The organism is Planobacterium oryzisoli (genome assembly GCF_015354315.1).
Taxonomy (GTDB): domain Bacteria; phylum Bacteroidota; class Bacteroidia; order Flavobacteriales; family Weeksellaceae; genus Planobacterium_A; species Planobacterium_A oryzisoli.
The window spans coordinates 102,682-117,135 of record NZ_JADKYY010000003.1; the positions used below are offsets into that span (position 1 = coordinate 102,682).

General features: G+C 40.9%; 6 protein-coding genes. All 6 read right to left on the bottom strand.

Annotated features, from left to right (window positions below; all coding sequences use genetic code 11):
* Window position 1: 1 nt before the first annotated feature.
* Entirely contained in the window at window positions 2-1,915 is a 1,914-nt protein-coding gene (locus tag IC612_RS03355) for a putative porin (RefSeq protein ID WP_194738761.1), read from the bottom strand.
* Window positions 1,916-2,002: 87 nt separating this feature from the next.
* Window positions 2,003-3,574: a RagB/SusD family nutrient uptake outer membrane protein gene (locus tag IC612_RS03360; protein WP_194738762.1), complete on the bottom strand. Its 1,572-nt coding sequence runs from the start codon at window positions 3,572-3,574 to the stop codon at window positions 2,003-2,005.
* Window positions 3,575-3,586: 12 nt separating this feature from the next.
* Window positions 3,587-6,466: a SusC/RagA family TonB-linked outer membrane protein gene (locus tag IC612_RS03365; RefSeq protein WP_194738763.1), complete on the bottom strand. Its 2,880-nt coding sequence runs from the start codon at window positions 6,464-6,466 to the stop codon at window positions 3,587-3,589.
* 502 nt (window positions 6,467-6,968) lie between these two features.
* The gene (locus IC612_RS03370) at window positions 6,969-8,387 is read right to left on the bottom strand and encodes a RagB/SusD family nutrient uptake outer membrane protein (protein ID WP_194738764.1); all 1,419 of its coding nucleotides are present in this window, start codon (window positions 8,385-8,387) and stop codon (window positions 6,969-6,971) included.
* Between the two features lie 19 nt (window positions 8,388-8,406).
* Window positions 8,407-11,328: a SusC/RagA family TonB-linked outer membrane protein gene (locus IC612_RS03375; RefSeq protein WP_228512850.1), complete on the bottom strand. Its 2,922-nt coding sequence runs from the start codon at window positions 11,326-11,328 to the stop codon at window positions 8,407-8,409.
* A 275-nt stretch (window positions 11,329-11,603) separates the two neighbouring features.
* Window positions 11,604-14,450, bottom strand: a complete 2,847-nt coding sequence (gene infB / locus IC612_RS03380; protein ID WP_194738765.1) for a translation initiation factor IF-2 — start codon at window positions 14,448-14,450, stop codon at window positions 11,604-11,606.
* Window positions 14,451-14,454: the final 4 nt, after the last annotated feature.

Consider the following 14,454-nt stretch of genomic DNA (forward strand, 5'->3'; position numbering starts at 1 on the left):
ACTAGTGGAAAAGGTGCCAGAGGATGCCTATATTTAATCGAAAATCGTACAATGGGTAATAGGGTGCGGTATAGGATCGATTTTGAAACGCAGCTGCAGTAAGGTTCTGCCCTTCAATATAGAATTGCATGGTTTTAACCTTCATGTTAAAAAAGACGTCCACTATAGGTTCATTCCCGATGGAATATGCAGTAGCCGTAGGCAGATAAAACTCGTTAACCTCTGGAGAGAATTCCCTTGAATGAAAACCACTGAAATAATAAACTTTAAGTCCGGTCATGATTTCTGCAGCATTTTTAAAGGCTTTGCTTTGAAAGAAAAGATTCACTCGACCAATTAATTCCGGGGCGGGATATACTTCCTTCGCGCCGGTGATCATCTGAAAGGTTAGGCGGGGTTGCAGGTTAAACTTTCCAAACCTGAAATGTGCCTGCCCTCCTATTTGGGTTGCTCCTACATCAGAGGACTGCTGGATGCTACGCTGCGCATCAATATAGGTGTAATTGGATACATTAAAGAAATCTGCATACAGACTGGCTTTCATCCAGGGAATTCGAAGTTCACCGCCGATACCAAGAATATTCTGGTTCTTGAAATCCTCTAGTGTATAGTTCCACGACGCAATGGGGGATGCGTTGGTTAGTAAATTAAAGGAAGGTGCCGTACTTAAATAGTTTAGTTTTGCTAACAACTGGTATCCAGCCCAAGGTTCCAATGTGAGCGTACTACGAGAACTTATATGATTCCCAAAAACATCACCACGCAAAAGCTCGGCAAATGAATTGAGCTCAATTTTATCCCGAAGATTCCAACGAAGACGGGCTAAAGCCCCTAATCGATTTTCTTTAAAAAAATCTCCGGCCATCTCTCCAGAGCCCGTGGGAGCGTTTTCACTGCCAAGCTCTAATATCTGGTATTTTATACCAGCGCTTAATTGGAAATTCTCTTTATCCCAAAGCGCGCTAAGTGAATTGCTTAAATTGTTGGAGTATTTCTTACTTGCTAAAGATCTACCCTGTACTAAATCGGTATAAAATCCAGTGTCAGATACCCCCACATTGTAGTAATACTTGTTTCCCTGATGGGATATCGTATGGGACAATTTGAAAGGAATTTTTTCTGGATTGAAAGGCGCAAAAGTTTGCGTAAGATAATACCTACGCGCGGAGAACCTTGAATCCGAGTCATTCAAATTCACTTCCAGATTTTGACGGTTTCGAAACCGGGAGTCTCCCCCCAGAAACAGTTCCAAATCCTTTATACCCCCGTACTCTTCGTTGTTTACATTCTGATGGATAAAGTGAGCAACGAATCCATACTTTCCGGAATCTGTTTTATAATTGGCAGAGAAAAGTGTATGGTTATTGGCTGCAAGGCTATTCGTGTAGAAACCCTCGGACCGTAACCCCATATACTCTACCGCAATATTGAAATTGCGTCCCACATTTTGTGTATATGTGGACTGAAGCGCAGCTCCGTTACGCATGGCACTATGGTATAAAAAGGAAGTGGTGGGTGTCTTCACATCATAGTATTTAACACTGTCACTCTCAATATAGAAAAAGGACTTTCTTTCTGGAAGCAGGTCGTGAATCGGGGAGCTATCCGGTCGAAACAGCAGCCTTTGGAAACCACTTCCGATATTAGCAAACTGAATGGACCCATAGTTGTCCTTATTATTGTACTGCGTGAGTCGGTAGGACCGCTCCACAGTAAAAGTAGTATCATATGTCACGACAGGACCAAATTCGGTCCTGTAGGTATAGTCTTCAATAGTGGGTTGAAAGATATTCATAGAATCCTTTCCTCCATTATCCACCACCAAAGTATCGCTTGGAATTCGTGAATTAGTCTTGTTGATTATCTGTGCATTAAACAAGGAGCTTATGAGCAGCAGGATAAAAAAGTATTTCATGCAAATGGTCTTGTGGACAAATTTAAGAAATAAGCCGATATAAAAAACCCCGCATAAATGCGGGGTCAAAAATGGTATTGAAAAAATTTAATACCCAGGGTTCTGTTGGCCAGCAAGTACGGCATTGGCACTAGTTTCCAAAGTTGGAATAGGCCATACATAGCGGTGTTCAGAGTACGCCATCGCTGGTACGTCTCCTGTTTTGATAACGTAAGGAACTCCAATTTGGTAGTCTGCAACGACAGGATTAGCACCGTTCTTGTATTTTGCAGGCACCCCATCCATTGGAGCAATATCGTCATGCTGCAACCTGTGGATGGTGTTCCATCTTAAACCTTCCGCAAGAAATTCAATTCTTCTTTCAAGTAGGATAGCATTTACTGCAGCGGTACGGTTAGCAAATAGTGTATATTGTTCCGTGGCAGGACTGGCAAGGGAACGGTTACGAACCGCATTCAGATCTGCAAGGTAAGAGGCGTCGTTGAGCCTGGCTTTGGCCTCTGCACGATTTAAAAGAACCTCCGCGTATCTAAGTAGCGGGGAAGCATCAGATAATGTCGAAGTATCTTTATACTTCAAGGTATAGTAACCAGAAGTCCTCTTGTCCACTAGACTAGCACCCCTCCTCTTGTCCGTAGCAAGCCATCCTGCATTATTCCAAATGATTGGACTTATTGCAATTAAGCTACGTCCATTGTATTGGGAAGCCAGGGCTCCATTTACACTTGGGTTGTTGGTCGCAGAGTTTTCTAGGGAAAAGATGCTTTCCGAGTTTCCGTAGTTGTTTGCAAACGGAGTATTTGGATCTGGCGTAAGTGTAAATTTCCCGTCCAGCTTATTGGCCTCGGTAATAACTTTTGCATAGTCTCCCTTACTTAAGTAAACTCTAGTTTTTAGTGCAATCGCAGCTTCACGGGAAACATATACAATCGCATTTTTGCCAGATCTCGCACTAGCAGGAATATAACTTTCTGCCATATCCAAGTCTGCAAGAAGTTGCGTATAGTTCTCAGCTACAGAGCCACGTCCTAAACTAGCGTTTTCTTCAATTGTAGCTACAGAATTACTGGCTTTTGTACGGTAAGGAACTCCCGCGTGCGATGCATCGGCCGTGTGTTTGTACGGACGAGCAAAGAAATTAAGTAGCTCATAGTGGCTGAATGCTCTAAAGAAGAGCGCCTGTCCTATGTAGTCTTTTCCTTCTGCATCAGTAAGCACACCTTTCTCTACTGCCTTGGTGACTCCCTCAATCACTAGATTGGCTCTGTTTATCAGTCGGTAAGTATCTACCCAATAATACACCGTATTTAAAGCTCCAGCAGGGTCCCAAGTACCTTGATAAGTTATGGCATAGAACGAGGCAGTATTTACCATATCTTCCCCACGCATATCATTTTGCTGAAAGTATGCAGCACCAAACGGATAACCACGACCGGCAGTTGAGGAGCCCCCGTTATTGTAAAGTCCTACCTGGGCTGCCTGGTACATTCCATTTACGGACAGTACGATATTCTCTTTAGTGTCAAAGGCTACATTTTCACTAATCTGGTTGTAGGGTTCCAGATCCATAATGTTTTCTCTGGTACATCCTGTCATCACTAAGCCCGCTGCGGCAAGGGACAGAACGTACTGCTTAAGTTTCATATTTTTTAAATTCATTGTTGTAAAATTTTAGAAAGTTGCATTTAAACCAATGGAGAATGTTCTTTGTCTCGGTACTGAATTATAATCCATACCATTGCTTTCCATTTCTGGGTCAATACCACTGTAGTTAGTAAACATAAAGGCATTCTGAACCACTCCGTAAATTCTAAGCTTTGTTAGTCCCACAGCCTCGAAGATAGAAGGATCCATCGTATAGCCAAGTGTCATGTTATCAATCTTAACGAAATCTCCGTCTTCAATGAAACGGGAGTTTGCCACTCCTTCCAAGTTAATGAAGTTTCCTCTACTTCCCCATAATCTTGGAGTCCATCCATCTCCTGGATTTTCAGCACTTTGCCATCTACCAAGGATTTCTGTTCCGTTGTTATAGAAATCCTGGTTAAGAAGTTCTCTTCTCGTGACGTTAAAGATCTTGTTGCCTCCACTGAATCTCGCCATAACGCTAAAGTCAAATGCTTTATACTTGAAATTAGTAGATAGTGAACCAAAATACGTAGGCAACGTGTTTCCAAGGATATAACGGTCGTCGTTACTTAAAGAAGATGCTGCTCCTAAAGTACCTGGATTCGCAGGATCAAAACCGTAGTATCTACTGTTTGCGATATTACCTTGAACTAAGGATCCATCCGCCTTGTAGTACACTGGGTTACCGTTTGCAGAGTTCACCCCCCAATACTTAAATCCGTACAGTGATCGAAGGGACTCTCCTTCTCTTATTAAATAAGCGGTCTGACCGTTCTGAGATTGAATAATATCATTACCGTCCACTAAGGTCTGTACCTCATTTTCAATTAAAGTAAGGTTCCCTCCTAGACTCCAGCGGAAATTTTCCGTTCTGATAATATCCGCGTTTGCAGTAAATTCAAAACCTCGGTTCTCCATTTTTCCAATATTCTTGTTGATGGAATTATTAGGCACACCTAATGAAGGAGATACAGGCACGGCAAGGATAAGACCGTCATTTACGTTAACGAAGTAATCAGCATTAAGTGTAATACGGTTGTTAAGGAAACCAAAGTCCGCTCCGATGTTTTGTTTCGTACTTGTTTCCCACTGCAACTGGTCGTTACCTGCTTGAGAATACCCTATACCTGTGTAATCTGCATACTTGTAACTACTGTAAAGCCCAAGGTACGGATAGTTACCAATTTCAGTGTTTCCAACCTTTCCGTAAGATGCGCGTAGTTTAAGTTCTGAGAGAGCGTCATTACCTTTAAGGAAGTTTTCATTGGATACAGTCCAACCCACAGAAACCCCAGGGAAATTACCCCACTTGTTAGCCTCTGGTAATGAAGAAAGTCCATCTCTTCTGATACTGGCCTGTAAGAAGTACTTATTGGCAAAATTATAACTGAAACGTGCTGCATAGGATATCAGTCCGTTCTCAGAAGCCCCACCTCCGGAATACTGGGTAGTATAAGATCCTGAAATAACATTTACGGACCCAAAGAAGTCAGCAGACAATCCTTGTCCGTCAGCGAAGAAGGAGTTAGAACGTTGTTTTTGGTACTCATTAACTAGCACAAGGTTTAAGTTATGCTGGTTAAAGGATTTACGCATATTTACGATATTCTGGATATTCCAACGGTCTAGGTTCAAATAGTTGTTGTCTATATATCCTCCTCTTGAAAACCCGTCTCCGTGTACCCTATTCCAGTAAAGGAATCCGGTTGTAACAGAACGGTCTTTACTTATTTGAAGACGGTAGTCTAACCAATCAGTAACAGTTACATCAGCAGCGGCGCTACCTATAAAACGGGTAAGGTCCGAGGAATACTTATTATTGCGAACGATGTACGCGATATTGGTAAGGTTGCTGGTAATTGGGATGTTATTTTCCCACTGTCCAACTCTACTGGTGGTGCCTTCTGTGAAGATATTGTAGCCGGTTGGTGTGGACGGGTCGTATATCGGAGTGTTAGGTAGCTGCCTTACAGCACTGAACATTGCTCCTGAGATGGAATTATAACCGTTGTTTAGACCCTCATAACCGGTCTCGGAATATGCCATACTAGTGCTTAGTTTTAACCAGTTGGTCACTTTCTGATCCGCATTCAAACGAAGGGAAGTTCTTTCCATTGCGTTCGGCATGATTACCCCTTCCTGCGTCGTATAACCAAGGGAGGCATAATAGTTACCTTTTCCTAGTCCACCGGTCATAGATAAAAAGTGGTCCATTTGGGTACCAGTTCTTAAGACGGCATCCTGCCAGTCGGTATTGTACTCAGAACCTTTAGCCCAAACCGTATTTGCTGCGCCAGATTTCTCATTTGAGATTGTAAGGAAGTCAGGAGTTTGTAGCAAGTCAAACTTCTTAACCACGTTGGCGATACTGAACTGGTTATTGTAGTTCACGGAGAATTTACCGCCACGTCCTTTTTTAGTTGTAATTAAGATTACTCCATTCGCAGCTCTGGATCCATAAATCGCAGTAGCAGCACCGTCCTTAAGAACGGTCATGTCCTCAATATCCGCAGGGTTAATATCTGCTAGCGCATTGGCCGGTGTATTACCTCCTCCAGTATCACCAGCAAACATCGGTACACCATCGATTACATAAAGTGGAGATGTTCCGGAAGAAATGGAATTAATACCGCGGATCCTAACCACAGGTGCACGACCAATCTCTCCCGAGTTATTGACCACTTGTACCCCTGAAGATCTTCCCGCAAGTTGCGCCTCAAACGTAGGTGTATTCAAGTTAGCAATTTCCTCTCCCTTCACCGAAGAAAGCGAAGAAGTAACGTCAGATTTACGCTGCGTACCATACCCTACTACCACGACCTCATCAATATCTCTGACCCGGGTTGTGTCAGTCTGTGCCTCCATTCCTTGAGATAGGAAAAAAAGTACACCAGCACTTAATACTTTTAATTTCACATTCATATTAACAGTTTATTATACATTGACACAAATATGTTCAAAATATATCAATCACACAAATTTTAAACAAAGTATTTTTTAACTTATTTTAACAAGTTTTTATTTCCTAACTCTCTGTTTATTAATTATTTAAAAATCTCCTGTGCTAAACATTTAATTAAACGATCAGAAAACTGCAATTATGAGTAGTATTACTTATTAACAAATTTTATATAAAATATGGTAAACCGTCATCATATCTTACATCTAGTACATTGATATAACTTTTCAAACTTTTTTAAAAAATAATAAAACAAATGCTCATACAAATACAAATTTCATAAAATTGCCTCTATAGTAAATCATGACTATCATATCTGTCAAATTATTACTAACGTCGTAGCCAAAACAAAAAAAATATCAGCATAACATACTTTAGACCTTACTAAACACTTTTTTAGTGGAATAAATAAAAAAGCCAGGAATATAACATCCCTGGCTAACTATGTATTATAAGCACTCTAACTTATCTATCGGCATTAATTGAAGCATCAATATTTGGGTTTGCATCAATCTCAGCTTGAGGAATTTTCAAGAAGAAACGCTTATCATTAGGAAGCATTGGTTTGCTTGCTAAATTAACTCTATGGAAAGCATCTCTAGGTAGTCCTCTTTGAAGTCTCTTAGCGTCATACCATTCAACACCTATCTCACCATAAAGCTCTTTTTTACGCTCAGTTAAAATTTCTTCCAACAAAGCACTTCCAGTATTAGCAGATTTAACTTTGCTTGGATCTCTGTTTACTTGCAATGAGTATAATAAAGCATGTGCTGCAGCTGGATTACTATGATATAAAGCTTCTGCTTCAATCAAGATCATCTCTGCCGTCCTAATCAGAGCTAGATCCGCATCAAATGCAAATTTAAATTTAGTTGTATACCACTGACGGTAATCTGTAACTCCGGTTTGCTTAAACGTGTTTCTAACATCAGTTGGAGAAAAAAGTGCCACGAAATTCCTATTGATAAAAGTATTATTATAAGCACTTTCAGTTCTTGTGTAGAAACCGTGCGGAGCTAAATAATAATAATTTGATTGATCGGCGGTTTGTGGATCAGCTAAAAGCCATTCTACACCTTCATCCATATCGTCAAACCCTAATTTATAAACACTTGGACTTAGCGCGGAAGCAACATTACCACCGTAAGCAGCTCTAGCATTCGACGCAGCTTTTGGCCAATCTTCCATTACTTGGTAAACTCTTGCAGCAACAGCATGGGTTACCGCTTTATTAAAATAAGACTTATTTTCTCTGCTCATAGTACCAATGCTTAAAGCATACTCGAGGTCCTGAGTTATTTGAGCATACATCTCTTGCATAGTACTCATAGGCTTTCCTTCTAGCGCACCTGCTTCAGTATAAAGCGGCGGAGCTGGTAGTGAAGGATCATAAGAGTAGGTGTGCTGAAATTCTAAACTTAATTCAAAGTAGAAAAAAGCTCTCATAGTATACGCCTGCCCAAGTAGTTCATCTTTCTCTACTTGACTAATAGCTGTACTTTTCTCAACTCCATCAATGAAAGCATTCACCTGACCGATAAGATAATAAGGGAAATTCCAAGTAAATACTGTTCTTCTGTAGTTTGGTTCTCTATTGTCATTCTCGTAGTCAAAAGAAAACCAGCTACCGTTATTGATGGATATATTACCTTTATTTTCTCTCGCGAAATATAGAGACCCTAGATTTCCCGCGTCGGTAGCAGTAAACTGCCCTCTAGTCCTTCTTAAGATTCCTGCTATGTGCGCTTTAGCACCTTGATAAGAACCATATGCCACATCTGGTGCTACAGCGTCCGTGGGTGCAGGCTCGTTCAAATATTCTTCACGACATGACTGAACAAATCCAATCAATACTATGAATAAAAATAGACTAATATTTTTCATTTTAAATTTTCTTATTTAATTAAAATCCAACGTTTACTCCTAAAGAGACTGTTTTTAGATTGTAAGATCTACTATCTGTAGTTCCAGAAATTCCTTGTTCCGGATCGATACCTTTGTGGCTCTGCCAAGTCCATAGATTGTCCCCCTGTAAGAATATTTTCATGTTCGAAAGCCCCATGACATCTATCAAGTCTCTATTAACATTATAGCCGATTGTTAAAGCCTTTAATCTGATATAATCATTCTCGAAAAGGAATCTTGACGATGTTGATGCATTCTGGTTGTTGGAAACAATATTCATTGGAACGTCTGTAATGTCACCAGGTTGCTGCCACGCATTTTTAACATCCACATGCTGCTGTCTACCTATTGATGCAAATCCACTCATAAGCGCTGCATACGATGAGTCGTATACATACGATCCAAATGCGAAATTGAACAAAGAGTTAATTTCAAAATTTGCAATTCTAAAATTATTTGTAAATCCTCCTCTAAACTTTGGTAATGAACTACCAAGGTATCGCTTACTAGATTCCACGTTAGCGAGGTTGTAATTTGAAGTAACTTCTCTAGTAACAGTTCCATCGGCATTTTCTTTGTCATAATACCAAGTTCCCATACCAGTCTGAGGGTCAACACCCGCCCACTCAACTAAAAAGAAGTCAAATAGAGATCTACCCACTTCCCAACGCTTTGTACCATTGATGAATGATTCCTGTGTTAGCTCAGTGATTTCATTTTTTTCAAATGTCACATTTAAATTTGATCTCCAACTAAACTTTTCAGTATCAACGTTTAATGTATTTAAATTAACTTCCCATCCATAATTTCTTAAGGCACCTACATTAGTAGTAATGGAGGTATTACCAGTAGATCCAGGTAGGGGCTTAGCGTAAATCAAATCAATTGACTCTTTATTGAAATAATCTACATCGGCTGTAATTCTGTTGTTAAAGAAGCCCATCTCTGCTCCTGCATTAAATGACGCAGTCTTTTCCCAAGTCAAGAAATAATCTCTGGCGCCTCCAAGAATTATTCCGGTTTGATCTAAGTTATTCCAACCAGTATTGTAGACTGCCAGGTATGGGAAATAACTGGTGGTGGCATTGTTTCCAAGTTCACCGTAAGATGATTTAAGCTTCAAGTAATTCATCACATTATTTTGGAAGAAATTCTCTTGACTAACAACCCATGCACCTCCGACAGAGAAGAAAGTACCCCAACGCGTCTCAGGTGAAAACCTTGTAGAACCGTCTGTTCTAACAGAACCTTCTACGAAATATTTTCTGCCGTAGTTATATGCCGCACGTCCTAGGTAACCCACAAGTCTTTCTTGATTGATATATCCACCAACTCCTTCTGGCAATGTAGATCCGTTCAAAACAAAAACTTCCGGAAGATAACCTGTCCCTTGAGCACTTAAAGCATCATAACGATAGTCCATAAGCTCGAAAATCGCCTGTGCGTTAACGTTATGCTCACCAAAGCTCTTATCAAATGTTAAACTATTAGTCCAGTTTATAGTTTTTGCAAGATCTCGGCCTTGAGATACTCTTCCACCCACACTTGCAGCATTACCGTATAAGTAATGATCGTAGTCATAACTATCGTAAGTATAGAGCTGGAAAGACCCTTGAGATCTTAGTTTAAGGTAATCTGTAAATGAAACTTCTGCAAAACCATTCGTAAAAACATCATAGCGATTATATCTTATCTTATAATTATACAATGCTCCGACTGCATTTTCATTATTAAGGATTTCACGCTGTGCGTTGACACGACGTCCTGATGAGGCATTATTTCCATAATCATACTGTGGATTTCCAAAATTGTCTAAAATCAAATTTCCATTCTCATCTCTCATGTGCAATGGATAAATGCTAGGCATTGTATAGATCCACTGGATAGCACTCTGATAGGAAGAACCAGACTGTGTAGGATAGTTTTGAGATGAACTTGTAAAGGAGGTATTTAATCCAACTTTCAACCAATTATTAACTTTGGATTCAACGTTACCTCTAAACCCAATTCTTTCGAATTTAGAAGTTTTTACGTTTCCATACATGTCAAGATAATCTGCTCCTACAAAATATGTAGTATTCTCACTACCACCTGTTAAGCTGAATCTATGCTCTTGCTTGAAAGCGGCATTGTTAATTAGCTCTTTCTCCCAATCTGTATCCCACAGTAAAGTAGCTCCATTAACCACATTTCCATTAGCATCAATTGGATTATTGACATTATATGGGTTATACCCCAATCTGGTAATTAGGTTATTGGTTGCGAACTGTGCGGCCTCCGCAGCCGATTTACCTCCATTAACAATCTCATTATTACGGAGAGCCTGCCAAGTATATCTCATGAAGTCTTCAGATCCCATAACCTCATGAAAAGGAACGGCATTTGTAGATACCCCCGCTAACGAAGTTATGCTAACGCGCGGCTTTTGATTAGTACGACCTTTTTTAGTAGTAATAATAATTACACCATTTGCAGCTCTTGAACCGTATAGTGCTGTAGCTGACGCGTCTTTAAGAACCGACATAGATTCTACCTGATCTTGAGGAATGGAGTTAATATTTCCTCCATAAGGAGAACCGTCCACAATAATTAGCGGCTGCGTGCTAGCATTGATGGATGAAATCCCCCGGATATATATGGACGGGTTGTCCCCAGGCATACCACCTGTAGATATTACATTTACCCCTGCCACAGTACCTTGTAACGCACTAAGTACACTTGTAGCTTGCTGACTCTCAATTGTTTTTTTATCGACAGTTGCAACGGAACCAACGATTGCCTCCCTCTTCTGTGTACCAAATGCAACAACAACAACCTCCTCCACATTTTGTGTTCTCAAAGAATCCTGTTGAGCAAAGGCCATCTGACCACCCATAAAAAACAGGGCACCGGCCGTAAGTACTCTTAATTTCACATTCATATTAACAAAATTTAATATTATATTTTCGCAAATATGTTAAAAAATCCCAACACACGCAAGTTTACTGTATTAAAGTTTGGAATTATACAATTAGTTTCAGGTTTTTTTAATGAATAAATGAATCGACTCAACGATTATTTAATTATTTGAAAAGAAGCTGTCTAATTTTAGCAAATAGCTGATAGTTATCATATTATAATTTAGAATTAATTTAAATAAGCAAATAAGCAAATAAAAAAGCCACCTCAAGGTGGCTTAAACTGTAGTAATTAACACTATTTAAGTTTTTTCTTTACAGCTACTTCTTCATAAACTTCTAGGATATCTCCCACTTCAATGTCGTTGTAGCCCTTTATATTAAGACCACACTCGTAGCCTTTTGTGACTTCTTTAACATCGTCTTTAAAACGCTTCAAGCTTTCCAGCTCCCCGTCGTGTTTTACGATACCTTCCCGAAGTAGGCGAATTTTCGAATTCCTAGTAACCTTTCCTGTTAGGACCATACAGCCCGCAATGGTTCCTACTTTGGAAATTTTAAATACTTCACGGATCTCTACGTTACCGATCACTTGTTCTTTAATCTCTGGAGATAACATTCCCTCCATTGCCTCTTTGACTTCGTCAATGGCCGCATAGATAACCGAATAGGTTCTGATCTCGATTTCTTCTTTATCGGCTAGATCCTTGGCGTTGGCTCCAGCACGTACATTAAATCCAATTACAATAGCATCGGATGCTGTAGCCAGTAGAATATCCGATTCAGTGATTTGTCCTACTCCTTTATGCAGAATATTGATCTGAATTTCTTCCGTAGATAGTCTTTGCAACTGATCCGAAAGAGCCTCTACCGAACCGTCCACATCCCCTTTAAGGATAATGTTAAGTTCTTTAAAGTCTCCAAGAGCAATACGTCTTCCAATTTCATCCAATGTAAGATGTTTCTTGGTCCGTATCGATTGTTCCCTCTGTAATTGCTCTCTCTTATTAGCAATGGACTTAGCTTCGCGCTCGTCCTCAAAGACACGGAATTTATCCCCTGCTGTTGGTGCGCCGTCCAGACCAAGAATCGTAACTGGAATGGAAGGACCAGCTAGCTCCATTGGCTTTCCGCGCTCGTCGAGCATCGCCTTAACTTTACCGTGGTTCTTACCTGCCAGTACATAATCTCCAACTTCTAAAGTACCCGATTGGATAAGCACTGTGGAGACATACCCTCTACCCTTATCTAAAGAAGCTTCAATTACAACTCCCTGCGCTTTCTTGTCTGGATTGGCTTTAAGCTCCAGGAGTTCTGCCTGAAGCAACACTTTTTCAAGCAATAGGTCGACATTCGTACCAAATTTTGCAGAGATTTCTTGAGATTGTACATTACCACCCCACTCTTCTACCAATATATTCATACTGGAAAGTTGTTGACGGATATTGTCTGGGTTTGCATTAGGTTTATCCACCTTATTTAATGCAATAATCATTGGAACACCAGCTGCCTGCGCATGTGCTATGGCTTCCTTGGTCTGTGGCATTACATCATCATCCGCTGCAATCACAATAATTGCAATATCGGTAACTTGTGCTCCACGTGCACGCATCGCAGTAAACGCTTCGTGACCAGGAGTATCTAAAAAGGTTATTTTCTGACCGTTTTCTAACTGCACGTTATAAGCACCGATATGCTGCGTAATCCCTCCGGATTCACCGGCAATTACGTTTGCCTTACGTACATAATCGAGAAGTGACGTTTTACCATGGTCCACGTGACCCATCACGGTAACAATAGGTGCTCTAGGAGATAGATCCTCTTCTTTGTCTGGAGTTTCCTCTTCTGCTGCTTCTTCAAGATCTGCATCGGAGAATTCAATATCGTAACCAAATTCATCAGCTACCAGCTGCAAAGTGTCGGCTTCTAGACGTTGGTTCATAGTTACCATCACTCCAAGTGAGAAGCAGGTGGAGATTACTTCGGTAGGGTTAACATCCATTAGTGATGCCAGTTCCCCCACAGTAATATATTCCGTTACTTTCAAAGTTCTGTCCTGCGCATCCATTTCTTGTTGAAGCTCGTCTTGCTCCCTTCTAAATGAACGCTTTTCGCGACGGTGCTTGGCTCCTTTAGATTTCCCACCCTTATTGGTGAGCTTCTCTAAAGTCTCCCGGATTTGATTTTTAACGTCCTCATCCGAAAGTTCCACAGGCATTACTTTCTCACCTCTGCGTCCTCCTTTCTTGTTGCCCGCTTGTCCCGGTCGGTTTTGCCCCCCTTGTCCTGGGCGTGTACCTCCCTGTCCAGGACGGTTACCAGTTTGAGCTCCCGCAGTGCCTTGCGCAGAACCAGGTCCACTTACTGGTTTTTCAATTCTCTTGCGCTTTTTCTTTTTATCTGCACTTGCTTTACTCTTTGACTGAAACTGAGAAAGATCTACCTTTTGCTCAAGAATTTTAGGGCCATCGAGTTTTTGGTATAGTGTTTTATGTTTTGCTGGCTCTTCAAAAGAAGGACTTGCAATCTCGGATTTAACCTCCGGTTGCCCGATTTTTTCTTCTGTAGGGCTTACAGCGACCTCCGCTTCTTTCGCTGGCTCCGGCTCTTTGGCTGGTTCCACCGCTTTTGTAGATTTAGCTTTTGGCGTTTTAGGCTTGGATGAAGATTCTATTTTCGACAAATCAATTTTGCCCAGCACATTGAATTCCTGACGCTGAGGTTTCTCTTGTTCCTCAACAGATTTTTCAGGGGTCTCCTTACTTGTACTCTCCTCTACTGCCGGTTCGACTGCTTTAGGGACCTCAGGGGCGGCTTCAGGCTCTGCTGATTTCGCATCCAGATCAATTTTACCAAGAACTTTGGTCTCTGCCTTGAGTTGCGATTTAGCACGGATTACCTCCGGCTTCTTCTCTTCTAGTTCCAGTTTCTCCTCCGGAACCTTCGAAATTACCACCTCATGCGAAGCCTTACGCTGTTCACCGTCTTTGGCAAACTCGGCCTGCAGTGCAGAATATGCCGCTTCTTCCAATTGAGCGTTTGGGTTGCTTTCCACCTCAAAACCTTTGGTCTGCAGAAACTCCACAAGCCTTGACATTGAGATATTAAACTCCTTTACCGCTTTATTTAATCTAATTTTTGGCATTTAT

Excerpts from the sequence above, each read along its gene's own strand:
- infB (WP_194738765.1), bottom strand. The coding sequence starts at position 14,450 with ATGCCAAAAATTAGATTAAATAAAGCGGTAAAGGAGTTTAATATCTCA.
- IC612_RS03370 (WP_194738764.1), bottom strand. The coding sequence starts at position 8,387 with ATGAAAAATATTAGTCTATTTTTATTCATAGTATTGATTGGATTTGTT.
- IC612_RS03355 (WP_194738761.1), bottom strand. The coding sequence starts at position 1,915 with ATGAAATACTTTTTTATCCTGCTGCTCATAAGCTCCTTGTTTAATGCA.
- IC612_RS03360 (WP_194738762.1), bottom strand. The coding sequence starts at position 3,574 with ATGAATTTAAAAAATATGAAACTTAAGCAGTACGTTCTGTCCCTTGCC.
- IC612_RS03365 (WP_194738763.1), bottom strand. The coding sequence starts at position 6,466 with ATGAATGTGAAATTAAAAGTATTAAGTGCTGGTGTACTTTTTTTCCTA.
- IC612_RS03375 (WP_228512850.1), bottom strand. The coding sequence starts at position 11,328 with ATGAATGTGAAATTAAGAGTACTTACGGCCGGTGCCCTGTTTTTTATG.